The sequence below is a fragment of the Streptomyces sp. NPDC056061 genome (genome assembly GCF_042266885.1).
GTDB lineage: Bacteria > Actinomycetota > Actinomycetes > Streptomycetales > Streptomycetaceae > Streptomyces.
Map to the genome: position 1 here is coordinate 70945 of NZ_JBHJWQ010000017.1, position 26216 is coordinate 97160.

General features: G+C 71.2%; 20 protein-coding genes, 1 tRNA gene, 3 pseudogenes and 2 riboswitches. Of the genes and pseudogenes, 13 read left to right on the forward strand and 11 right to left on the reverse strand.

Annotated features, from left to right (window positions below):
* Positions 1–7 precede the first annotated feature (7 nt).
* The 3 genes from ACFC79_RS23330 (at position 8) to metE (ending at position 4311) form a co-directional block, all read left to right on the forward strand.
* Positions 8–508, forward strand: a complete 501-nt coding sequence (locus tag ACFC79_RS23330; RefSeq protein WP_376243039.1) for an NUDIX hydrolase — start codon at positions 8–10, stop codon at positions 506–508.
* Positions 509–790: 282 nt separating this feature from the next.
* Positions 791–1444 (forward strand): formylglycine-generating enzyme family protein, encoded by a 654-nt coding sequence (locus ACFC79_RS23335; protein ID WP_376243248.1) that lies wholly within the window; start codon positions 791–793, stop codon positions 1442–1444.
* A 156-nt stretch (positions 1445–1600) separates the two neighbouring features.
* Positions 1601–1825: riboswitch (cobalamin riboswitch) on the forward strand.
* Positions 1826–1992: 167 nt separating this feature from the next.
* Positions 1993–4311 carry a 5-methyltetrahydropteroyltriglutamate--homocysteine S-methyltransferase gene (gene metE / locus ACFC79_RS23340; RefSeq protein ID WP_376243041.1) on the forward strand — a complete coding sequence of 773 codons (2319 nt, stop codon included), beginning with the start codon at positions 1993–1995 and terminating at the stop codon, positions 4309–4311.
* A gap of 60 nt (positions 4312–4371) precedes the next feature.
* Here metE and ACFC79_RS23345 read toward each other — a convergent pair whose 3' ends face one another.
* Genes ACFC79_RS23345 through ACFC79_RS23365 form a run of 5 tightly spaced genes read right to left on the reverse strand, consistent with a single transcriptional unit; the run spans position 4372 to position 9804 of the window.
* Entirely contained in the window at positions 4372–5163 is a 792-nt protein-coding gene (locus ACFC79_RS23345) for an enoyl-CoA hydratase (protein WP_376243043.1), read from the reverse strand.
* Positions 5160–6056, reverse strand: coding sequence for a 3-hydroxyisobutyrate dehydrogenase (gene mmsB, locus ACFC79_RS23350; RefSeq protein ID WP_376243045.1), 897 nt, complete (start codon positions 6054–6056; stop codon positions 5160–5162). Before mmsB ends, ACFC79_RS23345 begins: the two co-directional genes overlap by 4 nt.
* On the reverse strand, positions 6053–7129 hold the full coding sequence (locus ACFC79_RS23355; protein ID WP_376243047.1) for an enoyl-CoA hydratase/isomerase family protein: 1077 nt from the start codon (positions 7127–7129) through the stop codon (positions 6053–6055). The genes mmsB and ACFC79_RS23355 overlap by 4 nt, the downstream gene beginning before the upstream one ends.
* Positions 7126–8274 (reverse strand): acyl-CoA dehydrogenase family protein, encoded by a 1149-nt coding sequence (locus tag ACFC79_RS23360; RefSeq protein ID WP_376243049.1) that lies wholly within the window; start codon positions 8272–8274, stop codon positions 7126–7128. Before ACFC79_RS23360 ends, ACFC79_RS23355 begins: the two co-directional genes overlap by 4 nt.
* 6 nt (positions 8275–8280) lie before the next feature.
* The gene (locus ACFC79_RS23365) at positions 8281–9804 is read right to left on the reverse strand and encodes a CoA-acylating methylmalonate-semialdehyde dehydrogenase (RefSeq protein WP_376243051.1); all 1524 of its coding nucleotides are present in this window, start codon (positions 9802–9804) and stop codon (positions 8281–8283) included.
* 225 nt (positions 9805–10029) lie between these two features.
* A riboswitch (cobalamin riboswitch) is annotated at positions 10030–10209 on the reverse strand.
* A gap of 343 nt (positions 10210–10552) precedes the next feature.
* Between ACFC79_RS23365 and ACFC79_RS23370 the strand changes: the two genes are divergently transcribed.
* The 5 genes and pseudogenes from ACFC79_RS23370 (at position 10553) to ACFC79_RS23390 (ending at position 15534) form a co-directional block, all read left to right on the forward strand.
* Entirely contained in the window at positions 10553–11752 is a 1200-nt protein-coding gene (locus tag ACFC79_RS23370; protein ID WP_376243053.1) for an acyl-CoA dehydrogenase, read from the forward strand.
* A gap of 192 nt (positions 11753–11944) precedes the next feature.
* Positions 11945–12254: pseudogene (locus ACFC79_RS23375) on the forward strand (hypothetical protein); the annotation flags it as partial.
* Between the two features lie 189 nt (positions 12255–12443).
* The gene (locus ACFC79_RS23380; RefSeq protein ID WP_376243055.1) at positions 12444–13169 is read left to right on the forward strand and encodes a FadR/GntR family transcriptional regulator; all 726 of its coding nucleotides are present in this window, start codon (positions 12444–12446) and stop codon (positions 13167–13169) included.
* Between the two features lie 71 nt (positions 13170–13240).
* The gene (locus ACFC79_RS23385; protein WP_376243057.1) at positions 13241–14413 is read left to right on the forward strand and encodes a CynX/NimT family MFS transporter; all 1173 of its coding nucleotides are present in this window, start codon (positions 13241–13243) and stop codon (positions 14411–14413) included.
* A gap of 5 nt (positions 14414–14418) precedes the next feature.
* Positions 14419–15534 (forward strand): hypothetical protein, encoded by a 1116-nt coding sequence (locus ACFC79_RS23390; protein WP_376243059.1) that lies wholly within the window; start codon positions 14419–14421, stop codon positions 15532–15534.
* 31 nt (positions 15535–15565) lie between these two features.
* Here ACFC79_RS23390 and ACFC79_RS23395 read toward each other — a convergent pair.
* Positions 15566–16390: pseudogene (locus ACFC79_RS23395) on the reverse strand (IS5 family transposase).
* A 54-nt stretch (positions 16391–16444) separates the two neighbouring features.
* The gene (locus tag ACFC79_RS23400; RefSeq protein WP_376243060.1) at positions 16445–16600 is read right to left on the reverse strand and encodes a hypothetical protein; all 156 of its coding nucleotides are present in this window, start codon (positions 16598–16600) and stop codon (positions 16445–16447) included.
* 116 nt (positions 16601–16716) lie between these two features.
* Here ACFC79_RS23400 and ACFC79_RS23405 point away from each other — a divergent pair, with 116 nt between their 5' ends.
* Positions 16717–17433: a hypothetical protein gene (locus ACFC79_RS23405; RefSeq protein ID WP_376243062.1), complete on the forward strand. Its 717-nt coding sequence runs from the start codon at positions 16717–16719 to the stop codon at positions 17431–17433.
* A gap of 100 nt (positions 17434–17533) precedes the next feature.
* On the opposite strand, the gene ACFC79_RS23410 is transcribed toward ACFC79_RS23405, so the two are convergent.
* Together ACFC79_RS23410 and ACFC79_RS23415 are read right to left on the reverse strand one after the other, a co-directional pair.
* Positions 17534–17607: transfer RNA gene (locus ACFC79_RS23410), tRNA-Pro, on the reverse strand.
* Positions 17608–17654: 47 nt separating this feature from the next.
* Positions 17655–20288: an AAA family ATPase gene (locus tag ACFC79_RS23415; RefSeq protein ID WP_376243064.1), complete on the reverse strand. Its 2634-nt coding sequence runs from the start codon at positions 20286–20288 to the stop codon at positions 17655–17657.
* A gap of 108 nt (positions 20289–20396) precedes the next feature.
* Here ACFC79_RS23415 and ACFC79_RS23420 point away from each other — a divergent pair, with 108 nt between their 5' ends.
* The 3 genes from ACFC79_RS23420 (at position 20397) to ACFC79_RS23430 (ending at position 22466) form a co-directional block, all read left to right on the forward strand.
* Positions 20397–20918 carry a DUF309 domain-containing protein gene (locus tag ACFC79_RS23420; protein ID WP_376243066.1) on the forward strand — a complete coding sequence of 174 codons (522 nt, stop codon included), beginning with the start codon at positions 20397–20399 and terminating at the stop codon, positions 20916–20918.
* A 90-nt stretch (positions 20919–21008) separates the two neighbouring features.
* Positions 21009–21764: a precorrin-6A synthase (deacetylating) gene (cobF, locus tag ACFC79_RS23425; protein WP_376243068.1), complete on the forward strand. Its 756-nt coding sequence runs from the start codon at positions 21009–21011 to the stop codon at positions 21762–21764.
* A 186-nt stretch (positions 21765–21950) separates the two neighbouring features.
* Entirely contained in the window at positions 21951–22466 is a 516-nt protein-coding gene (locus tag ACFC79_RS23430) for a hypothetical protein (protein ID WP_376243070.1), read from the forward strand.
* A gap of 401 nt (positions 22467–22867) precedes the next feature.
* On the opposite strand, the pseudogene ACFC79_RS23435 reads toward ACFC79_RS23430, so the two are convergent.
* Together ACFC79_RS23435 and ACFC79_RS23440 are read right to left on the reverse strand one after the other, a co-directional pair.
* A pseudogene (locus tag ACFC79_RS23435) lies at positions 22868–23086 on the reverse strand (FAD-dependent oxidoreductase); the annotation flags it as partial.
* 122 nt (positions 23087–23208) lie between these two features.
* Complete coding sequence (locus ACFC79_RS23440; protein ID WP_376243072.1) at positions 23209–24663, reverse strand: FGGY family carbohydrate kinase; 1455 nt, start codon at positions 24661–24663, stop codon at positions 23209–23211.
* A gap of 439 nt (positions 24664–25102) precedes the next feature.
* Between ACFC79_RS23440 and ACFC79_RS23445 the strand changes: the two genes are divergently transcribed.
* The gene (locus ACFC79_RS23445) at positions 25103–26110 is read left to right on the forward strand and encodes a hypothetical protein (RefSeq protein ID WP_376243074.1); all 1008 of its coding nucleotides are present in this window, start codon (positions 25103–25105) and stop codon (positions 26108–26110) included.
* Positions 26111–26216 lie beyond the last annotated feature (106 nt).

The following is a 26216-nucleotide window of genomic DNA, read 5'->3' on the forward strand; positions in this document are numbered from 1 at the left end:
GAGCACCATGCACGCCGCCCCCGTCGATCCCCTCCCCCGCAACGCCCGCCCGCCGGTGGCGCAGGCGGCGCTCGGGGTGGGTGTCATCGTGCAGGACGACCGAGGACGGGTACTGCTGGGCAGGCACCGCATCGGAACCTGGGAACTTCCCGGCGGCAAGGTCGATCCGACGCACGAATCCGTCGCCGCGGCGGCCGTCCGCGAACTCCGCGAGGAGACGGGCCTGGAGGTGGACGAGGCCGACGTGACCGTCTTCGCCATGCTCCACGACGTCGTCGCGGGGATCAACCGGGTGTCGATGGCGGCCCTGGTGACGGTGGAATCGACGCAACCACGGGTGACCGAGCCCCACCTCATCAGCACCTGGCAGTGGACCGAGCCCGACGCGCTGCCGAAGGAACTCTTCGACCCCTCCGCGCAGGTTCTCGCGGCCTGGCGCCCCGATCTCCCGATCGAGCACCCGCCGGCCCACCGGCTGGACATCGCGACCGGTACGGCCGGGGCGTAGGGTCCGCCCGGGGCCCCTCGGGCAGGCCGTGCCACTCCCCTCGGCCGGACGGCCGGTGCGTGAGGCGGTCGTCCGGAACCCCGAAGTCCCCTGCGGCGGCATGGTGTCGACCGGTACCCCGGTATCATCGCCCGTTCGCGCGAACCTGCCGCCGGGGCCGGTTCCCCGGGACGCCGAGGGGCCTCGCGGGCCGCCGCGCGAGACCGGCGCCCGGGGCGTCGGAGCACACGAGGAGCCGCCTTGCGGACTGAGCCGGGACTCGGACGGGCGACCGCCGAGGCCATGCGGGACATCCCCGCCGGAACGATCGTCCTGCGCGACGAGGGCACGCGAACGGAGTGGGACGTCCAGGTCGGGGCCTTCCGGCTGGCGCCGTGTCCCGTGACCCGCGAGCTCTACCTCGCCGTTCGGGACGAGGAGCCCACCGCGGGCCCGGCCGGGGCGCGCACCCCGGTGACGGAGGTCTCCTGGCTGGACGCCGTCCGCTTCTGCAACCGGCTCTCGCTGATGACGGGTCTGGCTCTTTGCTACACGATCGGCGAGGACCCCGACGGTCTCGACGTGGTGTGCGACTGGGAGGCGGACGGGTACCGGCTGCCGTCCGAGGCCGAGTGGGAGTACGCGTGCCGGGCCGGGACGTCCGGCGTGCGTCACGGGGAACTCGACGAGATCGCCTGGTACCGGGGCAACTCCGGTGACGCGGTCCACGATGTCGCCGGCCGGATGCCGAACGCGTGGGGACTCCACGACATGATCGGCAATGTCTGGGAATGGTGCTGGGACCTCTACGACCCGCGGGTCTACGGCGCCTACCGCGTGTTCCGGGGCGGGGGCGCGTACGACCACCCGCGCGCGTGCCGTGCCTCGTGCCGCCGCAGGAGCCACCCCACGTTCCGCATCGACGACCTGGGGTTCCGGCTCGCCCGTTCGCGGTGAACCGGCGACGCGCGACGCGTCCGTGACACGTCCGGCCGGCCGGGCCCGTCGAGCCCCGCGGACCGGTCGGGCCGCACCCGGGTCCGCCGCACCGTCCGTGTCCCAGCTCACCATCCGGATCGTGGACGACGGGCCCCGCCGGACCGCGCCACCCTCTAGGCTGGCCGCGCAGCTGGTTCGCCCCGTCAGCCAGGCGGGAAGCGTCGCAAGAGGGAACCCGGTGGGAATCCGGGACTGCCCCGCAGCGGTGAGCGGGAACGACCGCCGTCATACGCACTGGGTCCGACGAACAGGGCCTGGGAAGCGACGGCCATTAGGTGCCTCGTACGACACGAGGCGTGCCCGCGAGTCCGAAGACCTGCCAACTGCCCGCACACGATCGACTCGTGCGCGGACATCCCGGTGACCTCGTGGGCGGGTCGGCGTACATATCGGACGAACGACCGCACGCCGTGGCGCGCGGGGTCGTCGCCGTCCGGTCCGTCACCCCTTCGCGTCCTCGTCCCGTCTCCGGGATCTCAGGGATTCATCTCGCGAAGGAGATCTCCGTGACCACCGAGACCGCAGCCGCGGCAGCACGGGCCACCGTGTACGGCTACCCCCGCCAGGGCCCGGACCGGGAACTGAAGAAGGCGATCGAGGGCTACTGGAAGGGCCGCGTCACCGCCGACGCCCTCCGGTCCACCGCCGCCGAACTGCGCGCCGCCAACTGGCGGCAGCTCGCCGGGGCGGGCATCCGGGAAGTGCCGACCGGCGACTTCTCCTGCTACGACCACGTCCTCGACACCACCGTCATGGTCGGCGCGATCCCCGCACGCCACCGGGACGCCGTCGAGACGGACACCCTGGACGGCTACTTCGCCATGGCACGCGGCACCCAGGACGTCGCGCCCCTGGAGATGACCAAGTGGTTTGACACGAACTACCACTACCTCGTCCCCGAACTGGGCCCGGACACCGTGTTCACCGCCGACTCCACCAAGCAGGTCGCCGAGCTGCGGGAAGCCCTCGCCCTGGGGCTGACCGCACGTCCGGTGCTGGTCGGCCCGGTCACCTACCTCCTCCTCGCCAAACCCGCCCCGGGTGTGCCCGCGGACTTCGAGCCGATCACCCTCCTCGACCGTCTGCTGCCGGTGTACGCCGAAGTCCTCGCCGATCTGCGAGCGGCGGGCGCGGAATGGGTCCAGCTGGACGAGCCGGCCCTCGTCCAGGACCGCACCCCGGCGGAACTGGACGCCGCCGCGCGCGCCTACCACGCCCTCGGCACGCTCACCGACCGGCCCAAGCTGCTGGTCGCCTCGTACTTCGACCGGCTCGGCGACGCCCTGCCCGTCCTGGCCGAGGCCCCGGTGGAAGGGCTCGCCCTGGACTTCACGGACACGGCGGCGGCGAACCTGGACGCCCTCGCCGCCGTCGGCGGGCTGCCCGGCAAACGCCTGGTGGCGGGGGTGGTCAACGGCCGCAACATCTGGGTCGACGACCTGGAGAAGTCCCTTGCCGTCCTGGGCACCCTGCTCGGACTGGCCGACCGGGTCGATGTGGCCGCCTCCTGCTCCCTGATCCACGTACCGCTGGACGCGGCTGCCGAACGGGACATCGAACCGCAGCTCCTGCGCTGGCTCGCCTTCGCCCGTCAGAAGACCGCCGAGGTCACCACCCTCGCCAGGGGGCTCGCCCGGGGCACCGGCGCGATCGCCGCGGAACTCGCCGCCAACCGGGCCGATCTGGCGTCCCGTGCGAGTTCACCGATCACGCACGACCCTGCCGTACGGGCCCGCGCCGCCGCGGTCACGGGGGCCGACGCCCGCCGCTGCCAGCCGTATTCCGAACGGGCCGCGGCCCAGCGGGCCCACCTCGGCCTGCCCCTGCTGCCGACGACCACCATCGGCTCCTTCCCGCAGACCGGCGAACTGCGCACCGCACGCGCCGACCTGCGCACCGGCCGCATCGACACCGCAGGCTACGAGGAACGCGTCAGGGCGGAGATCCAGGAGGTCGTCTCCTTCCAGGAGAAGACCGGACTCGACGTCCTGGTGCACGGCGAGGCCGAACGCAACGACATGGTGCAGTACTTCGCCGAGCAGCTCAGCGGCTACCTCGCCACGCAGCACGGCTGGGTCCAGTCCTACGGCACCCGCTACGTCCGCCCGCCGATCCTCGCCGGTGACATCTCCCGTCCCGCGCCCATGACCGTCCGCTGGACGGCCTACGCGCAGTCCCTGACCGGCCGGCCCGTCAAGGGCATGCTCACCGGACCGGTCACCATGCTCGCCTGGTCCTTCGTCCGCGACGACCAGCCGCTCGGCGACACCGCCCGGCAGGTCGCCCTCGCCCTGCGCGACGAGGTGAAGGACCTGGAGACCGCCGGGACCTCGGTGATCCAGGTCGACGAGCCCGCCCTGCGCGAGACCCTCCCGCTGCGGGCGTCCGACCGGGCGGAGTACCTGGCGTGGGCCACCGAGGCATTCCGGCTCAGCACCGGCGGAGTGCGCCCGGCCACCCAGATCCACACCCACATGTGCTACGCCGAGTTCGGCGACATCGTCCAGGCCATCGACGACCTCGACGCCGACGTCATCAGCCTGGAGGCAGCCCGCTCCCACATGCAGGTCGCCCGTGAACTGGCCGCCCACGGCTACCCGCGCGAGGCGGGACCGGGCGTCTACGACATCCACTCGCCCCGCGTCCCGAGCGCCGGGGAGGCGGCGGAGCTGCTGCGCACCGGCCTGAGGGCCATCCCCGCCGAACGGCTCTGGGTCAACCCCGACTGCGGTCTGAAGACCCGCGGCTGGACCGAGACCCGGGCCTCGCTGGAGAACCTGGTCGCCGCAGCCCGCACGGTGCGCGAGGAGCTCACCACGTCCTGACAGCGGCAGCGGCGGGCCGGGGAGGGAGCCGTGCGGCTTCCCTCCCCGGCCCGCCCGGCGTCAGCGGTGACGGAACGCGGGCGGCCGTTTGTCGACGAAGGCGCCCATGCCCTCCTTCTGGTCGGCAGTCGCGAACACCGCGTGGAAGAGGCGGCGCTCGAAGCGGACGCCCTCGGCGAGGGTCGTCTCGTGGGCCCGGCCGACGGCCTCCTTCGCCATCATCGCCACCGGCAGCGACATGCCGGCGACGGTGTCGGCGACCGCGAGGGCCTCGCCGAGCAGTTCACCGGCGGGCACGACCCGGGAGACCAGCCCGGCGCGATCGGCCTCGGCGGCGTCCATGGTGCGCCCGGTCAGACACATGTCCATGGCCTTGGCCTTGCCCACCGCCCTGGTCAGGCGTTGCGAGCCGCCGATGCCGGGGATCACGCCGAGCTTGATCTCGGGCTGACCGAAGACGGCGGTGTCGGCGGCGATCAGGATGTCGCAGAGCATCGCGAGCTCGCAGCCACCGCCCAGCGCGTACCCGGACACGGCCGCGACCGTCGGTGTGCGCAGCTGTCCGAGCCGGTCCCAGGCGGCGAACCAGTCCGCGAGATACATGTCCATGTAGTCGTGGGGTCGCATCTCCTTGATGTCGGCCCCGGCCGCGAACGCCTTCGCCGACCCGGTGATCACGACACAGCCGCAGTCGGGGTCCCTGTCCAGTTCCTCGGCGGCGGCCACCACGTCGTTCATGACCTGGAGGTTCAGTGCGTTGAGGGCGTGCGGGCGGTTGAGGGTGAGCAGGGCGGTGCGGCCCCTGCGTTCGACGAGGATCGTCTCGTACTCCTGCGTCGGTTCGGTGGTCACGTCCGTCCTCCGTCGTCGTTCCTGATCGTTCGTACGATGCCGGAGAAGTCCTCCGCGGCACCGGCCCGTTCGGCGTAGGCGGCGTACAACTCAGCGGCCCGCAGGCCGAGTTCCGCGTGCACGCCGCCCGCGCGGGCGGCGTTGGCGGCCAGGCCGAGGTCCTTGGCCATCAGGGAGGCGGCGAAGCCCGGCCGGTATTCCCGGTTGGCCGGACTGGTCGGCACGGGGCCGGGCACCGGGCAGTTGACGCTGAGCGCCCAGCACTGCCCGGAGGCCGTCGAGGCGACGTCGTACAACGCCTGATGGGACAGTCCGAGGCTCTCCCCGAGGACGAACGCCTCGCTGACGGCGATCATGGAGACGCCGAGGATCATGTTGTTGCAGATCTTGGCAGCCTGTCCGGCACCGGCGCCACCGCAGTGGACGGCCTTCTTCCCCATCGTCTCCAGCAGGGGCAGTGCCTCGTCGAACTCCGCCTCTCCCCCGCCCGCCATGAAGGTCAGTGTGGCGCCCTCGGCGCCCATCACGCCGCCGGACACCGGGGCGTCCAGGGCGCGCATGCCCGCGGCGACGGCCCGCTCGTGGGCGGTGCGGGCGTCGGCGACGTCGATGGTGGAGCAGTCGACGAAGAGGGTGCCGGGACGGGCCGCCGCCAGGAGTTCGTCGTAGAGGCCGAGGACGTGACGGCCCGCCGGCAGCATGCTGATGACCACCTCGGCGTCCGCGACGGCATCGGCGGCGGAGGCGACGGGCTCCACCCCGGCCCCGACGGCATCGTCCAGGGCGGCGGCCACGAGGTCGTGCCCGCGCACCCGGTGGCCGGCCCTCACCAGGTTGGCGGCCATGGGGCCGCCCATGTGTCCGAGTCCGATGAACGCGACGGTCCTGCTCACCAGGCCACCTCCACGGCGTTGTCGGGTCCGGCGAGCCCGAGCGCGTGCTCGCCGAGGGGGGTGAAGAAGCGCTCGACGTCGGCGTCGGTGACCTCACCGAGGGTGGCCGGCGTCCACCGCGGGTCGCGGTCCTTGTCGATGACCCGGGCCCGGATGCCCTCCACCAGGTCGGCTGTCGACAGAGCCACGCAGGAGACGCGGTACTCCTGCTCCAGGACCCGTTCCAGCGGGCCGAGCCGACGGGCCCGGCGCAGGGCGGCCAGGGTGACCTCGAGGGCGGTGGGCGACTTGGTGAGCAGGATCCCGGCCGTCTCCTTCGCCACCGGGTCGCCGTGCGCGAGCAGCCGGTGGACGATCTCCTCGACGGTGTCGGCGCCGTAGCAGGCGTCGATCCACTCCCGCCGCGCGGCGAGCTCTCCCTGCGGCGGCTCCTGCACGTGCCGGACCAGGGCCTCCCGTACGGGGAGCCCGGTGAGGTCGTCCAGCAGGCACCGCAGGGCGTGGGAGGGCACGTAGTGGTCGGCGAGACCGCACAACAGGGCGTCCCCGGCGCCGATGGGCGTGCCCGTCAGGGCGAGGTGGGTGCCCAGTTCGCCGGGGGCGAGGGCCAGCAGGTAGGTGCCGCCGACGTCGGGCACGAAGCCGATGCCCGTCTCGGGCATGGCGATCCTTGACCGCTCGGTGGCGATCCGGACACTCCCGTGCGCGGAGAGGCCGACGCCGCCGCCCATGACGATCCCGTCCATCACCGCGACGTACGGCTTGGGGTAGCGGGCGATCCGCGCGTCGAGTCGGTACTCGTCGCGCCAGAACGCGGCCGAGGCCGTGCCGTCCCCGTCGCGGGCGTCGTCGTGGATGGCGCGGATGTCCCCGCCCGCGCACAGGCCGCGTTCGCCCGCGCCGGTGAGGACGACGGTCTCGACGGCCGGATCGTGCTCCCAGGCGGCGAGGGCCGCGTCGATGCGACGGACCATCGTGTGGTTCAGGGCGTTGAGCGCCCGGGGGCGGTTGAGGACGATGTGGGCGGCCCGGCCCTCGGTGTGCAGCAGGACGGGCGCGTCGTCGGCGGTCATCCGAACACCTCCGTCAGGCCGCGGGCCACGATGACGCGCATGATCTCGTTGGTTCCTTCCAGGATCTGGTGGACGCGCAGATCGCGGACGATCTTCTCGATGCCGTACTCGCTGAGGTAGCCGTAGCCGCCGTGCAGTTGGAGCGCACGGTCGGCCACGGAGTAGCCGATGTCGGTGGCGAACCGCTTCGCCATCGCGCACAGGTACGGCGCCTGCGGGTCGCCCCGGTCGAGCGCCTGCGCGGCCTGTCGGACCAGGGCGCGGGCGGCGGTGAGCTCGGTCGCCATGTCGGCGAGGCGGAAGCGCAACGTCTCGGCGTCGAGCAGGCGTCGGCCGAACGCCTCCCGGTCGGCGAGGTGGGCCAGGCTGCGGTCGAGGGCGCTGCGGGCGCCGCCGAGGGAGCAGGCGGCGATGCCGAGCCGCCCGCCGTTCAGGCCGTTCATGGCGATGCGGAAGCCCTGGCCCTCGCGGCCGAGGAGCCGGTCGGCGGGAACGCGGACGGCGTCCAGCACGACCTGCCGGGTGGGCTGCGCGTTCCAGCCCATCTTCCGCTCGTTCGGGCCGAAGGAGATTCCGGGGTCGTCCTTGTCGACGACGAACGCGGACACGCCGTCGGGGCCCGCCCCGCCGGTCCGGGCCATCACCACGTACAGCCGGGAGGCTCCCGCACCGGAGATGAACTGCTTCACCCCGGTGAGCAGCCAGTCGTCCCCGTCCCGGACGGCCCGGGTGGTGAGGGCCGCGGCGTCCGATCCGGCGCCCGGTTCGGTGAGGCAGTAGCTGGCGAGGTCGTCCATGGCGCACAACCGTGGCAGCCAGCGGTCCCGCTGCGCCGTGTCGCCGTAGTGGTCGATCATCCAGGCCACCATGTTGTGGATGGAGAGGTAGCCGGCGACGGACGGGCAGCCGGAGGCGAGGGTCTCGAACACGAGGACCCCGTCGGAACGGGTGAGGGCGGAACCGCCGGACTCCTCACGTACGTAGACGCCGCCGAGCCCGAGTCCGGCGGCCTTGCGCAGCACGTCGACGGGGAAGTGCTTGTCGCGGTCCCAGTCGAGGGCGTGCGGGGCGAGGTGGTCCTGGGTGAAGTCGAGGGTGGCCTCGACGAGGGCCTGCTGGTCCTCGGTGATAAAGGTGCTGGTCATCGCCGGTCAGCCCATCGTGGGAATGGTGAAACTGGCGCCTTCGCGCAGACACGCCGGCCAGCGCGAGGTCACCGTCTTCGTACGGGTGTGGAAGCGGATCGCGTCCGGCCCGTGCTGGTTGAGGTCGCCGAAACCGGACCGCTTCCAGCCGCCGAAGGTGTAGTAGGCGACCGGCACCGGAATGGGCACATTGACGCCGACCATGCCGGTGTTCACCCGCCGGGAGAAGTCGCGGGCGGTGTCCCCGTCCCGCGTGAACACGGCGACGCCGTTGCCGAAGGCGTGCTCGCTGGGCAGGCGCAGGGCCTCCTCGTAGTCGGCGGCGCGGACCACGCACAGGACCGGGCCGAAGATCTCCTCCCGGTGGATACGCATCTGCGGGGTGACCCGGTCGAACAGGGTGGCCCCGGCGAAGAAGCCGTTCTCGTGTCCGGGAAGGACGAAGTCCCGTCCGTCGACGACCAGTTCGGCGCCCTCCTCGACCCCGAGGTCGACATACGAGCGCACCCGCTCGACGGCGTCCGGGCCGATCAGCGGGCCGAAGTCGGCCTCGGGATCGTCGCTGCGGCCGATGCGCAGTGCACCGACGCGTTCCTTCAGGCGGGCGACCAGTGCGTCGGCCGTCCGTTCGCCGACCGGGACCGCGACCGAGATGGCCATGCAGCGTTCGCCCGCCGAGCCGTACCCGGCGCCGATCAGGGCGTCCACGGCCTGATCGAGGTCGGCGTCCGGCATCACGACCATGTGGTTCTTGGCGCCGCCGAAGCACTGGGCGCGTTTGCCGTGGGCGGCGGCGGTGGCGTAGACGTGCGCGGCGACCGGGGTGGAGCCGACGAAGCCGAGCGCGGCGACGCGGGGGTCCTCCAGGAGGGTGTCGACGGCCTCCCGGTCACCGTTGACGACGTTGAGAACACCGGACGGCAGGCCGGCCTCCAGGAAGAGTTCGGCGAGCCGCAGCGGAACGGACGGGTCGCGCTCGGAGGGCTTGAGGACGAAGGCATTTCCGCAGGCGAGGGCGGGGGCGGCCTTCCACAGCGGGATCATCGCGGGGAAGTTGAACGGCGTGATGCCGGCGACCACTCCGAGGGGTGCGCGCAGCGAGTGGACGTCGATGCCGCTGCCGGCGTTGTCGGTGAACTCGCCCTTGAGCAGATGCGGAATGCCGGCGGCGAACTCCACTACTTCCAGGCCGCGTTGGATGTCGCCGTGGGCGTCGGCGACCGTCTTGCCGTGCTCGGAGGACAGCAGCCGGGCCAGGGAGTCCTTCTCCTGCTCGACGAGTTGGAGGAACCGGAGGAGGACTCGGGCGCGGCGCTGCGGGTTCCATTCGCCCCACGCGTGCTGCGCCCGCACGGAGTCGGCGATCGCCGCCTCGGTCTCCGGCCTGCTCGCGAGCGGTACCCGGGCCTGGACCTCGCCGGTGTTGGGGTCGTACACGTCGCCGTACGTTCCCGAGGTTCCCGGGGTGTGCTTGCCGCCGACGAAGTGGGTCAATTCGCGTACGGGTGCGGGGTTTTGTTCGCGGACCATGATTGCCTGCTCTCTCAGGTGATCACAGGACGGCGCGCCGTACCGCCGCCGGGCGCGGACGCGGTGGCGTACGCGGGCGGGGGCTGCGCGAGATCGCGTATGGCGGACGGATCGTCAGGCCGGTACGGCCGGTCGGATTCCTCGGTGGGACACGGCCCGTGGGACGGGTCGGCCGCTGTCGCGTGTACGCACCGGTGCCATGCGTGTCAGCTCCATCCTCGTGGAAAACACGGAACATCCCGCGGCCGGTATCCTGACTCCCGGATCAGCGCGCGCCGTCCGCCTTCCCGACATCCTTCGCCGGTGGCGTCCTGCTCGACGGCGTACTCCCCGGTCACAGTGGCGGGACCGTGCCGGAATCACACCGGCTTCCCTGCACCGCGGGCCTTGGCGGCGACTATATAGTTGGACGTCCTAACAAATCCATCCCCCACGGCCGTGCGCGCTCGGTCCTGACCCGACGGAATCCCGGTCGACCGCACCCGTACGGGGCGGCCCGGAGGCGGCTGCCCCCGCACACTCCGTTCTCGACGTGCTCCCGCCCACCTGACTCGGGGCCGCGGCACCGTCCACAAGGCGAACGCCGTCCACGCGCATCGGGCCGCGTCCCGGCCGGAGCTCGTGCGCGGGTGCCGTCGGCCCCGGCCGGAATCACACACGTCGGCCGGGCGATCTGGGGAAGGGCACGACTTCTCGTTACAGTGATGCCGGCTCTGTACTGACAGCCGACAGCGAGGAGCGACCATCCATGGCGAACTCGGCCGGATTACATGTCAGCCCGGAATTTTCCGCGATGCTTGAGCGAATCGATGCACTCGGCGGGGCGCTCGAGGCGAACGCGGACGCCGCCGAGAAGCTCGGCAGACTCACCGAGGACACCGCGCGGCCGTTGCTGGAAGCCGGGGTCGTCCGGGCCGCGATGCCGGAGAACCTCGGCGGCCACGAATTCTCTCCGCGCCAGCTGATCGAGACGGTCGAGCGGATCAGCTACCACGATGCCGCGGCCGGCTGGACGATGATGGCGCTGCAGTTGGTCACCGGCACCACCGCGGCCTACCTCGGTGCGGTCGCGGAAGCCGACTTGTTCCCCGACGTCGCGGGCGGGGACTACGCGCTGCTGGCGGGGCATGGCACCCGCCCCGGCCGGGCCGTCCCGGTGGAGGGCGGCTATCTGGTGAGCGGCAGTTGGCAGTTCGCCTCCGGCATGGCGCACGCCACCCATGTCCACAGCGCGATCCAGGTCGAGGGCACCGGAGAGCTGCGGGTGCTGGCGATGCCGAAGTCGCAGGTGGAACTCGTCGACAACTGGGATGTGCTCGGGCTGCGCGCGACGCACAGCATCGACTATCACTGCGCCGATGTGTACGTCCCGGCGACGCACACCTATCTCGCCACGACGCGGGCCCCGGCCAACGGCGGCGCGATCTACCGCCTCGGCCTGGTCAGCATGGCCGCGATCGGGCACACCGGCTGGGCGTTCGGTGTCGGGCGGCGCCTGCTCGACGAGATGAGGCGGGCCGCCGCGGCAAGGACCGGCACACGCAACGCCGTCGTCGACACCGCGCAGTTCCACGCTGAGTACGCGACCGCCGAAGCCAGGCTTCGTTCGGCACGGGCGTGGGCGATGCAGGTATGGCGAGACATCGAAGTCACCCTCAACGCGGGCGAGTCGCCGAGCACCGAGCAGGACACACTGCTCAGGCTCGTGCTCAATCACGCGACCTGGACCGTGCACGACGTGGGTCGGACGGTGCACCTGTGGGCGGGGACGGCGGCGATCCGGCGCGGGCCGATGGTCCGGTTCCTGCGTGATCTCGACACAGGTACCCAACACATCACGTCGAGCCGGATGGTCCTGCAGAACTGCGGGCGATGGCTCGTCGGCGCCCAGCCCCAAGCGCATTGGGATTTTCTCGACTTGACGTCCGACCAACAGTCCGACGAGTGAGTAACGGCGCGAAGGACGTGGCCCGGTACGATCCGCGTCCGTCCGCCGCGGTTCGGTGGTCCGGTACGACCGGCGTCCGTCCCTCCCGGTGCGCCGCCAGGTCGGCGTGCCGTGGTGGTGGTCACGAATGCCCCGCGGCCGACGGACCCCGCGCCCGTTACCGCGAACAGGTTCGCGAGGAGATCGCTCCACGTCCTGGTCGACACCCGTCGTCTGGAGAGCAGATTCACCCCCCGTCAGCTTCTTCGAAGACATCGGTCTGCCCTTCGTCGTCGCCATCAACCAGTTCGACGGAGCGCACCATTACCAGCCCGAGCATGTCCGCACCACCCCCGAACTCCCTGCATCCGCACCGGTGATCATCCGTGACGCCCGCGACCCGAACCACGTCGCCGACGTCCTGCTGACCCTCGTCGGCCACGCCGTGAAGAACGCCTCCGCTGGGCAGCGTCTTCAAATGATCATCGCTGGTGAATCACGGCGACGCATCACCCGACCTTGATCCACTACTCCAGATCATTTGAGGGCACCGCCCAGTCCCGGGGCATCGCCGATTTTTCCGAAGAAGCGACAGGGCGCAACCTGCGCACTCAGGAACATTTGCATGACCTGCATCACATAGCGCTGGCGCGGTGACGCTGTCTCATGTTTCTCTCCAGATGTTCAGATGTCCAACATTTGGAGGTCTTTGATGGAGGGGCTGCGGCAGCCGCGCCGGGCATCGACTCTGGCCGCGCAAGTCGCTGACCAGCTGCGGGAACAGCTGGCGTCCGGGCGGTGGCCGGTGGGCACACGAATCCCGGGCGAACAGGAACTGGCCGAAACGCTCCAGGTGAGCCGAAATACCATTCGCGAAGCATTGCGAGCACTTGTCCATCTCGGCCTGCTGGAGGCGCGAGTCGGGGATGGTACCTACGTCCGGGTCACCAGTGAGCTGGAGGCGGTTCTCCTGCGCAGGGCGGCCGCCACGGCGCCGGCGGACGTCCTGGAACTGCGGGCGGTTCTGGAGGAGCACGCCGCCGGACTGGCCGCCGAACGACGATCGGAATCGGACACCGCTCGGCTGCGAGAACTCCTCACCGCGGCCCGCGAAAGCAACCGCTCGGGATCGATGGCACAGGTCGCCGTCGCCGACGTCGCCTTTCACCTCGCAGTCGTCCAGGCCAGCGGCAACGAGCTGCTCGTGGAGCTGTACGAATACCTGGGCAGCGCCCTGTCAGCTCTCCTGGCGGTGCTGCCATGGGATGACGACGTTGCTGACAAGCACGATCACTGGCACAGCGCACTCGTCGAGGCGATCAGCGCAGGCGATGTGGTCGCTGCCCGCCATGCGGCATCCATGTTGGTGCACGTGACCGCCCGGCTGACCGCAGGGCAGGACAGCGCGGTGGAACGGGACCGGTCGGCATGCGAGTGAGCCGCTCCCACCACTCCCTGTACCGGGCGAGGCGGATTGCGCCGGGCAGGCGGTCCACGGTGTGGCTGCTGATGGGCGTCTTGCTGGTCGCGGGGAACCTGCGCGCCGCACTGACCGGCGTGGGGCCGTTGCTTCCCAGCATCGAGAAGACGACCGGCCTGTCCGGCACCTGGGCCGGGTTGCTCGGCACTCTTCCGCTGCTGACGTTTGCCGCCACCTCCCCGTTGGTCGGCCGCACCGCGCACCGCTACGGGGCACCGCAGGCTCTGGGCGCCTCGCTGACAGTGCTGGCAGCCGGGCTGCTGGTGCGCTCCCTGCCCGGGGTGGTCTTCCTGTGGGTGGGCACTGTGGTGGTCGCAGCCGCGATCGCCTACGGCAACGTACTGCTGCCCTCGGTCGTCAGGAGCACCGTGCCGGAGGACCGGATCGGCCAGGTGACCGGCCTCTACGTGACCGCCATGGGCCTGCTGGCCGCCGTGTCGTCCGGGGTGTCGGTCCCGCTGGCCGACCATCTGCCCGGCGGATGGCGCACCGCCCTGGGCTGCTGGGCCGTGCTGGCCCTGCTGGCCTTCGTGGTGTGGGCGCCGCAGCACCGGCGTACGGACTCTCCGGCACCAGCACGTGCGTCGCGAGAGCGCATCCCCTGGCGTTCCTCCCTCGCATGGCAGGTCAGCGGCTTCATGGGGCTGCAGTCACTCGGCTTCTACACCACGATCGCCTGGCTGCCCAGCATCGTGCACGATCACGGGGTGGGGGAGGCCGCAGCCGGATGGCAGTTGTTCCTCTTCCAGATCATCGGCCTCCTGTCCAGCAGTGCGCTCCCCCTCCTTGCCCGCAGGTGGAAGGACCAGCGGATCCTGGCAGCATCTGCATCGACGATCGGCGCCCTGGGCTTCGCCCTGCTGGCGGTAGCCCCCCAGTGGGCCGTCGTATCCAGCGTGCTCACAGGCTTGGGAGGCGGGGCGTGCCTGGTCCTGGCGCTGACCTTCCAGGGCCAGCGTGCGGCGGACGCAGCACAGGCGGCCGCCCTGGCCTCGATGGCCCAGTCCGTCGGATACCTCGTGGCCGCCGCAGGGCCGCTCCTCCTCGGCGTCTTGCACGACCTCACCGGCGGATGGACGCTGCCACTCCTGCTGCTGGTTGCCCTGACTCTCATCCAGGCCGTCGTCGGCTTTGGCGCAGGCCGTGACCTGCGTCTGCAGGCCACCTCGCGAACTCACACACCTACACGCACCGGAGAGTGACTGTCATGACCATGACCGCCCCCTTCAGCTACCTCGACACACCGACGGCAGCACCGCTGTCGATCAGCGAACTCATGCCCGGCGTCTACAACCTGCTGGAATACGCCGCGGTCGCGGCGGGCGAGCACGTGCTGATCCTGGCCGAGCACGGCACCGATCCGGTGGTCATCCAGGCCATCGCGGCGGCGGCCGCCTACCGCAACGCCGAGGTGCATGTACTGTCCCTGCCGCCGTTCAGCGCCGGCGGGTGGGACGCCGCAACGCCCTCACCGCTGCCGGCCGCCGCACACGCCGCCGCCGACGTGGTGATCTCGCTGACCTGGTGGGGCGAAGTGCACACAACCCAGCTTTTCTTCAACGAGATCGCCAAGCAAAAGGCACGGTTCGTCTCACTGCACCAGACAGCGACCGCTGCGGCGCTGGCCACCGGGGCGCGGTTCCCGCTTGAGCTGTACTTCGCGCTGGAGGCCAGGGCATACGCCCGAATCACTGCGGCCCAGGAAATACGGGTAACCACCGCCCTGGGGACAGACGTGACCTTCCGCGCCTTCACCACCCCCGGTCACCCGAGCACCCCCCTCGCCAGCGGCATGTGGCGGCCCTTTCCTTACGGAGGCGCCAACTTCTACCCCGACCAGACCGACGGTGTCGTCGTGATAGAGGAGTCCACGGTCACAGGTGTACCCGCCGAGCGAATCACTCTCAAGCTGGCCGGCAACCGCGTGACCGCCATTGAAGGAAGCGCGGCTGCCGCCGAACTGCGCCGCTACGCACCGAACGGCTACTACATGCGCCACGCTCTCATCGGCCTCAACCCCAAGGTACGGTCCGCGGGCGGCACCCAGTTCGAACGTGAGAAGCATGCCGGAGCGTTCTACTTCGGCCTCGACGGTCTCACCACGCAGGGCACGATCGACCGCAACGGTCCCGGACACGCGCACTGTGACTGCCAGTTCGATGCGCCCACCATCACCCTCGACGGCGAGCGTTTCGTCGACAACGGTCACCTGCTTCTCCTCGATGATCCGGAAATCCACCAACTCGCCCAGAAGTTCGGTCCCGCAGAGGTCCTCCTCAATCCCAATCCGCGGCTCGTCCTGCCGCCGCGCTACAGCCGCTGACCCGGCTGCGGCTAGGTTCTGTCGTCAGATGTCAGGCCCACATCAGGCGTGAGGCGAGGGTGACTGCGGCTTCGTAGGACTGGGCGGTTTTGTCGTAACGGTGGCGATGCCACGCCACTGCTTCAAGCGGTTGAAGCACCGTTCCACGACGTTGCGGTGCTTGCAGATCTCGCGGTCGAAGGCCGGCGGGCGGCCTCCGCGGCTGCCGCGCCGGACCCGGTTGCGGGCCTGGTCGGCCCGCTCGGGGATCGTGTGCGGGATGCCGCGGCGGCGGAGCCAGGTGCGGATCGCCTTTGAGCTGTAGCCCTTGTCGCCAAGGACGTGATCGGGCCGGACGCGGGGGCGTCCCGGTCCGGTCCGGGGCACCCGGATCGCTTCCATCACGGCGGTGAACCGGGTGCGGTCGTTGGTGTTGCCGCCCGTGACGACGAAGGCGGGCGGCCCCGCCCGTCGCAGGCCAGGTGGATCTTGCTGGTCAGACCGCCTCCGGACCGGCCGAGGGCCGGGTCTCGGAGCTCCCTTTTCGGGCCCCGGCCGCGTGCTGGTGAGCCCGGACGACGGTGGAATCAACCGACACCAGCCACTCGATGTCGCCCGCCGCGTCCGCCTTCGCCTGAGCAGCCCGCGGCATCCGGTCGAACGTCCCGTCCGCCGCCCACCTGCGAAAACGCGTATGCAGTGTGGCCCACGGACCATAACGCCCGGGTACGTCCCGCCAGGCGACACCTGTGCGGAACTTCCACACGATCCCGTTCAGGACCCTGCGGTCGTCCAGCCGCTTCCGCCCCCGCAGCGACTCGGGCAGCAACAGCCGGACGAACTCCCACTCGGCATCGGACAGGTCATGACGACGTATCACGACACCATGATTCACCAGCGATGATCATTTGAAGACACTGCCTAGCCGCGTTCACCACACGCCCACTGCCCCCCTCCGCTCCACCCGGTCCTCGTCGAGCTGGTGATGGACGCCCTGTGCTGTCCAGTGCAGCCACGGCGCCGGCACGATCCCGACCCGATCGCCGTAGCCGGTCGGCAGGTCATGGTGGGCCTGGGTGAAGGCCACGCACGCAGGGTCGTCGAGCACCGCAATGAAATGCAGGTACGGCCGTTGATGGCGTTGCCGACAGCACTGACCAGCACCGCCTGAAAGCGACTGCGCAGTTCACAACGACGGTCGCCATGACCGCGCCCGGCCAGCGGTGCGAACTGCGGCAGGACGAGGCTCCTGCCCACATGCTGATCAGCCGTCGGCCGGCCTCCGGCGTTCGCTCGTGCCTCTGTTGCCGCACTCCCCGTCCGCGCGTCAGCGGGGCCCAGCTCATAGCGCCGCCGCAGGCGCCCTTGACCGGGCAACGTCCGCCTCGACACCCATGCCATCCCATTCGTCATGGTCTCGGAACGCGTCGTCATGATCCGACCAGCAAGCGCCGCCAGTCACTTTCAAAGGGAAAGGAGAGCGAAGAAGAGGCCCAGGAACGGCTCCAGGCCATCATCGAGGCCGCGCAGGCCGGCCTGCGCCCGTCGCCGGCCACCATGAAGCTCGCCGAATACGGCGAAACGAACATGAAACTCGCGCTGCACGGCCTGGAGTTGAAGAAGCTGGACCCCTACCTGTCGGGATGGCGGGTGCGTGTTGTCCCCGCCCCGGGTCACCTCGCGGTGCGGATGATCACCAATGGTGTCGTCGACCGCGCCGCGCAGAACTGGATCGCCGACGCAGGCGTGCAAGTCCGCGTCCTGCGACGCATCGCCGGCCACGGATCGCTGACCACGACCCAGCGATACCTACACCCCGACGTACACAAGATCACGACCGCCGGGGCAGCGCTCTCCGCTCACCTCAGCATGCTGCGCGCACCACGCTCGCTGCCGAGCCCGATCGTCGTGGCCCGCTGACCTCCGTCAAGGACGCCGGTCCCCAACTGGTCCCCGAGAACGGTCAAGGGCCGGTCTCGGATACCTCCGAAAACCGGCCCTGACCTGCGACTGTCTCCAGTCGGGACGACAGGATTTGAACCTGCGACCCCTTGACCCCCAGTCAAGTGCGCTACCAAGCTGCGCCACGTCCCGCTGCGTTCCCCCGGTGTTCCGGGTGACCGCGCAGGACAAACATTACCTCACTCCGAGGTCCGGATCGACGCGCGTGCCTGGTGGGCGCGGTTGGCGAGGGATTCGGCGCCGCAGGCGGTGGCCAGTTTGTGGGCCCTGGCGAGTTCGCGCGGGGAGCGGATGGCGATGCCGTAGTCGACGAGCGCCAGAGCGTGTTCGTACGCCGACGGGGACGACTCCAGGTGGCGGACCGATTCGGCGAGCAGGTGCACGGAGTCCTCGGCGCGGGCGAAGAGGGCGACGCAGCGCAGGGCCTCGCCGATCGCGGTGTCCGTTCCGAAGCGTTCGGCGTGCACCCGGGAGGCGGTGGCCAATTGAGCGGCGCGCTGCGGGTCATGTTCGGCCAGGGCACGGGCGAGGTCGCCGGCCCATGGCGCCCAGACACCGTTGAACCTGCCCCGTGCTTCCAGTGCCCGGCCTGCCGTTTCCAGTTCGGTGACGGCCTCCGCCGTACGTCCCTCGGCCAGCAGCAGCCTGCCGCGCAGGCACGGGGCGTCGGGCAGCACCATCGCACTGGGATACGGCGGACCGAAGTCGTAGCGGTCGGCCATCTCGCGGGCCTTGGCGACGTGTCCTCGGGCGATCAGGGTGTCGATCAGCAGACAGGCCGCGTCCCAGTGGACCGGAAGCCCGCTGCCGACACGGTCGGCGAGGCGCAGTCCCTCGCGGAGGAAGCCCTCGGCCTCGGCGAGTCGGCCGCGACGACGGTTCACCAGTCCGAGCAGTGTGTGCGCGAACGCGAGGTGGGCGCCGCTCCATCCGGAGATCTCGAAGGCCCGGACGGCCTCGCCGAACAGCGACTCGGCCCGGTCGAGCCGGTCGGTGAACGCGTAGGTGATGCCGACCAGCGTCGGGAGTTCGAAGCCCCATTCGGTGTCGGTCCAGCCGAGTCCCCGGGCGGGGTGGCCGTCGACCAGGGCGCGTTCGCAGAGGTCGACGATGAGCTGGGCGTTCTCGCCGCGCATCATGGCGTCGAACGCGCGGAGTGTGAGCAGGGCGCGCTCGGCGTTGTCCCGGCCGGTGAGGTGGTCGGCGTTCCGGGCGAGCCGACTGGAACGGGCGGGTCCGTCGTCCTCGGTGGCCTGCATGCCCTCCCAGAGGAAGTGGGCGGCCTGGAGCCGCATCAGGCCGGGACCGGGAGCGGTGCGTGTCGCCTCGGCCGCGAGGGCGCTCGCCGCTTCCTTGAGCTGATTGTTGTGGGAATGTGCGGCTGCCAGCCGGTAGGTCGCGTCGATCCGCTGGTCGTCGTCGAGTCCGGGCATGTCGAGGGCGGCCCGCAGGTGCCGGACGGTGGTGGCCGGGGAGCTCAGCAGCGTGGCGCAGCCCAGTTCGTACAGCAGAGTGGCCCTGACGTCCTGGCGCGGCGGTTCCTCCAGCGCACGTTCGAGGCAGCGGCGGGCGGCTTCCGGGGCACCGACCGCGAGGTGCTGCCTCGACGCCTCGCGGAGCTGCTCGACGAGCTCCTGGTCGTCGTCGGGATGTACTTCGAGGAGGTGGCGGGAGGCTGCCGCGGCGCCGAGCCCCGCGCGGGTGATCGCCCAGGCGGCCCGGCCGTGGAAGGCGGTGCGGGTGGCCGACGGGATGGAGCGGTAGATCGCGGAGGCGATCAGCGGATGGACGAACTCCAGCGGGTCGAACCCGGTGACGATGCGGGCCTCGCGCAGTTGCGCCGTGCAGTCGGCGGCCTCGGCCTGGCTCATTCCGGCGAGAGTGGCGGCGAGGTCCTGGGAGATCTCCGTGCCGAGAACGGCCGCGGCCCAGGCGAAGCGGGTGGCGTTGGTACCGAGCCGTTCCAGTCGGGCGACGAGGCCGCTGCCGCGGGCGGACGCACCGAGTTCGCGCAGCAGTCCGGCCGACTCCTCCAGCGGTGGCAGTTCGCCGTCCTGGACCTTGGCGACGAGTTCGACCGCCTCGTAGGGGTTGCCTCCGGTGACGGCCCACACCTCGCGGCAGAACGGGTCGTCGGCGTGTTCGCCGAGGCCGGCCCTGACGAGTTCGGCGGTGGCGTTCGGGGTGAGGGCGCGCAGGGCCACGCGGATCTGGGAGAGGTGCGCGTCGATGTGACCGCGCTCCCGGTGCCGCGCCGCCATTTCCTCCGGCCGGTGGGTCTGGACGACGAGGACGGGCAGTTCACCGAGGCGCTGGGTGAACGAATCCAGCCAGGCGAGGGTCTCGCCGTCGACCCAGTGGGCGTCATCGATGATGAGCACCAGCGGACGGTGGCTCAGCCGGGACGCGAGACGGGACACGACGAAGTCGAGACCGTCCCGGACGCCCTGCGGGTCGGGCTGCGGGCCGCTCGGTTCGGCGAGCCCGAGTGCCGGCGCCGCGATTTCGTACCAGGGGCCGAACAGGGCCCGCACTTCGTCGGCCGGGAACTGGTCGAGTGCCGGTTGCAGTAACTGCCGCACGACGTGGAAGGGCACGGACGTGACCGTCTCGCCGCCCCGGGCGGACCAGACCGTGCAGCGGTCGGCGGCCATCGACCGGATCTCGTCCAGAAGTGCCGTCTTGCCGATACCCGCCTCGCCGCTGAAGGTCAGCAGCCCTCCGGCGGCCTGGGCGCCGCACAGGGCATCCACGGCTTGTGCGGCAGCGGCGACTTCCGGTTCGCGCTCGTACAGTGGCCGGGACTGCTTCATCCCTACCCTCCCCAAAGTGGTGCGGACGAGTGTTGACACTAGTCGTGCACGAGCGTCGTCGGACAGTGGTTCGCACACTTCATCGCAGGTACGGGGCACAATCGAATGATGGATGCCACCAGCAGGGACCGGGATTCGGAGGGCCGGGCGCGCAATGCGCGCCCCCGTGACGGGCTGGGGCGTCCGCTGCCGTACGGGGCCCCCGGGGTGGAGCGCGGCCCCGAGGGGGTGGTGCGCACGGCGGAGGAGACGCTGCGGGAGGCCCAACGGCTGCTGGACGCGGGGATGCCGTTCCACGCGCACGAGGTGTTCGAGGACGCGTGGAAGTCGGGTCCGGTGTCGGAGCGGGAGTTGTGGCGCGGGCTCGCGCAGCTGGCCGTGGGCCTGACGCACGCGGCCCGGGGCAATGCGACCGGCGGGGCGCGGCTGCTGCGCCGTGGGGCGGCGGCCCTCGCCGGGGCGAGTGCCCCCGGACCGCACGGGATCGAGGTCGATGCGCTGATCGGCTGGGCCCGGGAGCTGGCGGACCGGGTCGAGGAGGAGGGCGTCCGTGGCGCAGCCGGTGGCGGCCCGGCGCGACCCGTCGTCGCGGCGGACGAGGCGCCTCGCCTGCGGTCCGGGGACCGGTAGGCGCGTACCGGGTGGGCCCCGCCGTCGGGGGCGGTGGTCCCGCGTGGCCCGGTCCGGCTCCGGGCCGGGGCATCGGGCAGACTCGGTACGGTGAAGAAGATCTACGTCATCGGTATCGGCGCGGGGGACCCCGATCATCTGACGCTTCAGGCCGTCAAGGCACTGAACAGGGTGGACGCGTTCTTCATCCTCGACAAGGGCGAGGAGAAGTCCGACCTCACCCGGCTGCGGCGGGACATCCTGGACGCGCACGTGAAGGACCGGCCCTTTCGGATCGTCCGGGCCCGCGATCCGGAGCGCGACCGCTCCGCCCCCGACTACGCGCCGGCGGTGGACGACTGGCGTCGGCGGCGTGCGGACCTGTACGAGCGGTTCATCGCGCGGGACCTGGGCGAGGACGAGTGCGGGGCGTTCCTGGTGTGGGGCGATCCGGCGCTGTACGACTCCACGCTCGGCATTCTCGACGAGATCGCCGCCCGGGGCTCGGTGTGCTTCGACCACGAGGTGGTGCCCGGGATCAGCAGTGTGTCCGCGCTGCTGGCCAAGCACCGGACGGGGCTGAACAGGGTGGGGCGTCCGGTGCAGATCACCACGGGCCGACGGCTGGCCGAGGGCTGGCCCGAGGGGGTCGACGACGTCGTGGTGATGCTCGATGCGCGGCAGGCGTTCACCCGCCATCTCGACCAGGACCTGTTCATCCACTGGGGTGCGTATGTGGGCACCGAGGACGAGATCCTGGTCTCCGGGCGGCTCTGCGAGGTGTCGGACCGGATCGAGGAGTTGCGGTCCGAGGCGCGTGCCCGCAAGGGCTGGATCATGGACACGTATCTGCTGCGCCGCGACTGAGCCGGTCCGCCCCGGTCGGCCGCCGGCCCCGCCCGTCCGCTCGCCGCCGGGGCCCGGGCGCAGCCTCCGAGGGCGTGAGAACGGCCGGGAACGTGCTGAAGTCGTGCCGTCGGACCCGCCCGGGTCCGGCCACCCGGCTCCCGGACGGTGAGGGGGGCCGACCCGCAGCCATTACGATCCGGCGTCATGAGCACTTCTGACCAGGACCAGGCAGTGGACAACCCGATAGCCGCTCCCGGGACCGCCGCCGACGGCGCCCACGAGAACGGGCCGAGGCGGACGCCCCGGACGGACGCGGAACCGGTCTCGTCCCCGACGGGCTCGAAGGCCGCTCCCGGCCCTGCCGACGAGACCGGCGCGAAGCGGGAGCCGGAGCCGGAGCCGGAGGGCGCTGCGGAGGAAGCGCCCGAGGCCGGGGCAGGAGCCGGGACCGAGGCCGGGGACCGTCGCCTGACGCCACGTCAGGCGCGACGGCTCAGGGTCGTGCTCTCCTCGGTGGGCATGGCCGCGATGGCGGTCGTCCTCGCGATGCGAATCGCCAGCCGGTCGTCGGTGCTCGTGGTCGGCGTCTACGGACTCGCGCTCATCCTCTGCGGAATCGTGATCGAGCTCAGCAGGAACGGCCGTACCCGGCTGGGGAGTTGGCTGCTCGCGGTGGGGCTCGTCGCGGCAATCGGTTCGGACTGGCTGCTGATTCCGTGACGTAGCGTCAGCACACACCGCGATCCGCACTGCGGAACCGTGCGGATCGACCCGGTCGAGCCGGTAGGCGCGCCGGTGGAACGGGCGCCCCGGTACGGCGGGCAGCGGCAGCCGCTGCCGGGGCAGCATCCGTTCGCCCTGGTGGACGGCGAGCGGTGGCGAGAACGGCGCCCGGGTGGTCCAGAGGCTGAAGCGCTCGTGGAGCGGGGCCTCCCGCGGGGACCGACGAGGTTCGGTGCCACCCATGGCAGTGGGGTGTCGACGGCGACGGGCAGGCGGCCCGCGGGCCAGTCGGGTGCCGCCAGGTGACGCAGTACGGGCGCGGCGACGGCGTGTCCTTCCTCGGCCGCGGCACGGGCGCTCTGCACACCGTGCAGGGGGTTGCCGACGGAGAAGAGACCGGCCGCGTACGTGCGGAGCCGGTGCCGCCCCTCGCGGACGAGCCGGCCTTCCAGCGAGCCGGGCACGGCGTCGAAACCGGTGTGCAGAATGGCGGTGTTGGCCTTCGCCGTGCCGTTGCCGATGTCGTCGCAGGCGTCGACGAGGGCGGTGCGCAGCGGGTGGCGGGCCAGTTCGCGGGCGATGGCGGCCCCGACCACGCCCGCGCCGACGCCGATCACGTCGTAGGTCGCGGTGCCCTGCGGTCCGGCTGCGGAACGGCCCGGTCGGGCGGCCGTGAGGGGTCCGTTCGACGTGACCGCGCCGCCCCTCGCGTCGCGAGTCGCGTCTTTCGTCGTGCGGTTCACCGGGGCTCTCGGGCGTGTCGGGCGGGTTCCATCAGGGTCTGCACGGCCGCGCGGAATCCGGCGAGGCGTTCCGCCGCCTCGTCGGCACCGATCCGCGGTTCGTAGACGGCGGCGGGTTTCCATGCGGGCAGTGCCTGCCGCAGCGGGAGGCCGGGGTCGGCGCCGAGACGTGCGACGGCCGCGGCGCCGAGCGCGGTGACGTCGGGCAGCGCGGACACCTCGACGGGGCGCTGCAACAGGTCGGCCTGGGTCTGCATGAGCAGCGTCGAGCGGGTGAGTCCGCCGTCGACGCGGAGGGAGTTCAGTGGCGCGCCCCGGTCGGTCGCCACGGCGGCGGCGAGTTCGACGACCTGCGCGGCGATGCCGTCGCACAGGGCGCGCACCAGGTGTCCGGGGGTGGTGTCGAGCCCGAGCCCGGTCACCGATCCGCGCAGGTCGCCGCGCCACCAGGGAGCGGCGAGACCGGCGAGTGCCGGGACGAAGGTGACGCCGCCCGCATCGGGGACGCCGGCACCGACGGGGTCGAGGTCTGCCGCACCGGAGATCACTCCCATTCCGGCGAGCCAGTCGACGGCCGATGCGGCGGTGTAGACCTGCCCGTCGAGGCAGTAGCTCGTGCGGCCGCCCAGTCGCCAGGCGACACAGCTGACCAGTCCGGAGGAGCCCCTGCGCGGGGTGGGGCCGGTCTGGGCGAGCAGGAACGCGCCGGTTCCGTAGGTGCATTTGGCGTCGCCCGGGTCCAGGGCGTGCTGGGCGAGGAGCGCGGCCTGCTGGTCGACGAGGAGACCCGTCAACGGGATGTCGGTGCCGAAGGCGTGTGTCGTGCCGACGGTGGTGTCGGAGTCGACGACGGCCGGCAGAAGCTCGTCGCCGAGGCCGAAGATGTCCAGGGCCTGCGCCGACCAGCCGACCCGGTCGAGGTCGAGGAGCTGGGTGCGTCCGGCAGTCGCCGCGTCCGTGACGAACGCGCCGGTCAGCTGGTGGACGAGCCACGAGTCGCTGGTGGTGACGACGCCTTCGCGGGTCAGCTCCCGGCGGATCCAGGCCATCTTGGGGGCGGCGAAGTAGGGGTCGAGCGGCAGACCGGTGAGGTGTGTCAACTCCGCGTCGCGTGCCGCCAGTTCCGAGCAGATGGGGGCGGATCGGCGGTCCTGCCAGACGATCGCCTCGGTGAGCGGACGCCCACTGTCCGGGTCCCAGGCGAGCACCGTCTCGCCCTGATTGGCCAGGCCGACGGCCACCACGGGCTCGCCCGCCTCGGCCAGCGCCCGGCGTCCGGCGTCGAGAACCGAGTCGAGCAGTTCCGTCGGATCGACCTCGACCGCTCCGCCGCCGTGGTGACGCGGCCGCACCGGTGACGAACCGGAACCGATCACGCCGCGCTCGGGGCAGACGACGAGCGCCTTGGTCCCCGACGTGCCCTGGTCCACGGCGAGTACCGGGCCTGTCATCGATGCTCCAGCTGTGCGAATGCTCTGCGGCTTGACGGAATCGTGATCGTTGATCTGCGACGCCCAGAGTGGTGCAGACCACCGCCCACGTCAAGGGCCGTCCGGCCCCATGCCGAAGGCAGTGACCTTCGGTCAATGTGCGGACTGACCAGTCGACTTGAGTAAGATCCGCGAACCGGTTCGGGAGTTGTGCACGACTGGCCCTACACTCACCGCCGAGCAACAACCGGACGCTTTACAACAGTTCATATTTCAACAGCTGCACGACCCCCCACGTCCCCGAGGACTCATGACACCGACACCCTGCCCCGAGCACCGACGCTCCGCCTCCTGGGCCTTTCACCGCCACACGGATTCCAAGCCGCCTGGTTGCGTGACGTGTTGAGGAGACATTCCGCCCCCCGTATGCCGTCCCGTAGCACGGGGGCAGGGCGATTTCATGGCCAACAGTGATTTCCGGCCGGTGTATCACCCGGCCGGTCATGACAACGAATTACGGGTCGCCTTACAGGATTTGCGCACCGGACGCTGGTTGTCCATGCGCAATCTGCTGGAGAGCACGCCGGACTGGGCGCTGTGGACCCAGCGCACCCAGGTACTGGGCGCGGTGGCCGCCGGATCGGACGCCGTGCAGGCGTGGTTGGCCGAGGAGCCGCGGAGCGTGGCCGGTGCCGTGATGCACGCGCGAGTCGTGGTGGAACGGGCCGTCCGGGCCCATCGTGAGGGCCATCACCGGGCCCGGGAACTGTGGCAGGAAGCCTGGGCCACGTGCCGCACGGCCGCGCACGCCTCGCCCGCCGACCCCGTGCCGTGGGTGTGCCTGCTGGCGCTGTCCCAACTGGACGAGCGCCAGCAGTTGGAGGAGCACCGGGTGCACCCTCCGGGGCCGATGCTCTTCCCCGGCCCGTGGGGTCTGCTCGCGGAGGCCGACAGGCGCGACCCGTGCAACCGCGAGGCCTACCACCGGATGCTTCAGTTCGTGTACGCGCGCAAGGCCGGCGGGACGCTCTCGGAGGCGTTCAACTTCGTGCAGTGGGCGGCCTCCTCCGCCCCCGACGGCTCCTCACTGCATGTGCTGCCGCTGTACGTGCGGGTCGAACGCTACCGGCGCGAGCAGGGACACGAGAAAGCCCTGGATCTCCACTGGGTCACCGAGGACGCGGAGCGGGACGCGATGCGCGCGCTGGAACTCTGGTTCCGGCGCACTCCCCCGATCACGCATTCCCTGCCCGACCTCAACCACCTGGCCCACGCGTTGTGGGGGGCGCTCAAATTCACCGAGGCGGCGGCGGTGTTCGAGGAGCTCGGACCGTACTTCACCTCCGTCCCCTGGGTGTACCGCACGCGTGACCCCAGGAATCCGGGCGGCGCCGAGGAGGTATTCCTGCGCGCCCGGAACCGCTGCCTCGCCGCACCCCGCGACCCCGGCAGGGGACCGCACGGCTGAGCCGGGAGCGGGAGCTCTTCCGCTCCCCCTCCCGCGGGCTCCTTGCCGCGTCCCGGCCGCACCCCCTTCCGCTTCCCCCTTTTCACCGCTCCATGGAGGTATCCCC

What these genes read in the sequence shown, in the direction of transcription:
- ACFC79_RS23420 (WP_376243066.1), top strand. Translation starts at nt 20,397, where the DNA reads ATGGATGCCACCAGCAGGGACCGGGATTCGGAGGGCCGGGCGCGCAAT.
- ACFC79_RS23405 (WP_376243062.1), top strand. Translation starts at nt 16,717, where the DNA reads ATGACCGCGCCCGGCCAGCGGTGCGAACTGCGGCAGGACGAGGCTCCT.
- ACFC79_RS23440 (WP_376243072.1), bottom strand. Translation starts at nt 24,663, where the DNA reads ATGACAGGCCCGGTACTCGCCGTGGACCAGGGCACGTCGGGGACCAAG.
- ACFC79_RS23445 (WP_376243074.1), top strand. Translation starts at nt 25,103, where the DNA reads ATGGCCAACAGTGATTTCCGGCCGGTGTATCACCCGGCCGGTCATGAC.
- ACFC79_RS23390 (WP_376243059.1), top strand. Translation starts at nt 14,419, where the DNA reads ATGACCATGACCGCCCCCTTCAGCTACCTCGACACACCGACGGCAGCA.
- ACFC79_RS23430 (WP_376243070.1), top strand. Translation starts at nt 21,951, where the DNA reads ATGAGCACTTCTGACCAGGACCAGGCAGTGGACAACCCGATAGCCGCT.
- ACFC79_RS23385 (WP_376243057.1), top strand. Translation starts at nt 13,241, where the DNA reads ATGGGCGTCTTGCTGGTCGCGGGGAACCTGCGCGCCGCACTGACCGGC.
- ACFC79_RS23360 (WP_376243049.1), bottom strand. Translation starts at nt 8,274, where the DNA reads ATGACCAGCACCTTTATCACCGAGGACCAGCAGGCCCTCGTCGAGGCC.
- ACFC79_RS23365 (WP_376243051.1), bottom strand. Translation starts at nt 9,804, where the DNA reads ATGGTCCGCGAACAAAACCCCGCACCCGTACGCGAATTGACCCACTTC.
- ACFC79_RS23415 (WP_376243064.1), bottom strand. Translation starts at nt 20,288, where the DNA reads ATGAAGCAGTCCCGGCCACTGTACGAGCGCGAACCGGAAGTCGCCGCT.
- ACFC79_RS23335 (WP_376243248.1), top strand. Translation starts at nt 791, where the DNA reads ATGCGGGACATCCCCGCCGGAACGATCGTCCTGCGCGACGAGGGCACG.
- ACFC79_RS23380 (WP_376243055.1), top strand. Translation starts at nt 12,444, where the DNA reads ATGGAGGGGCTGCGGCAGCCGCGCCGGGCATCGACTCTGGCCGCGCAA.
- ACFC79_RS23370 (WP_376243053.1), top strand. Translation starts at nt 10,553, where the DNA reads ATGGCGAACTCGGCCGGATTACATGTCAGCCCGGAATTTTCCGCGATG.
- ACFC79_RS23330 (WP_376243039.1), top strand. Translation starts at nt 8, where the DNA reads ATGCACGCCGCCCCCGTCGATCCCCTCCCCCGCAACGCCCGCCCGCCG.
- ACFC79_RS23355 (WP_376243047.1), bottom strand. Translation starts at nt 7,129, where the DNA reads ATGACCGCCGACGACGCGCCCGTCCTGCTGCACACCGAGGGCCGGGCC.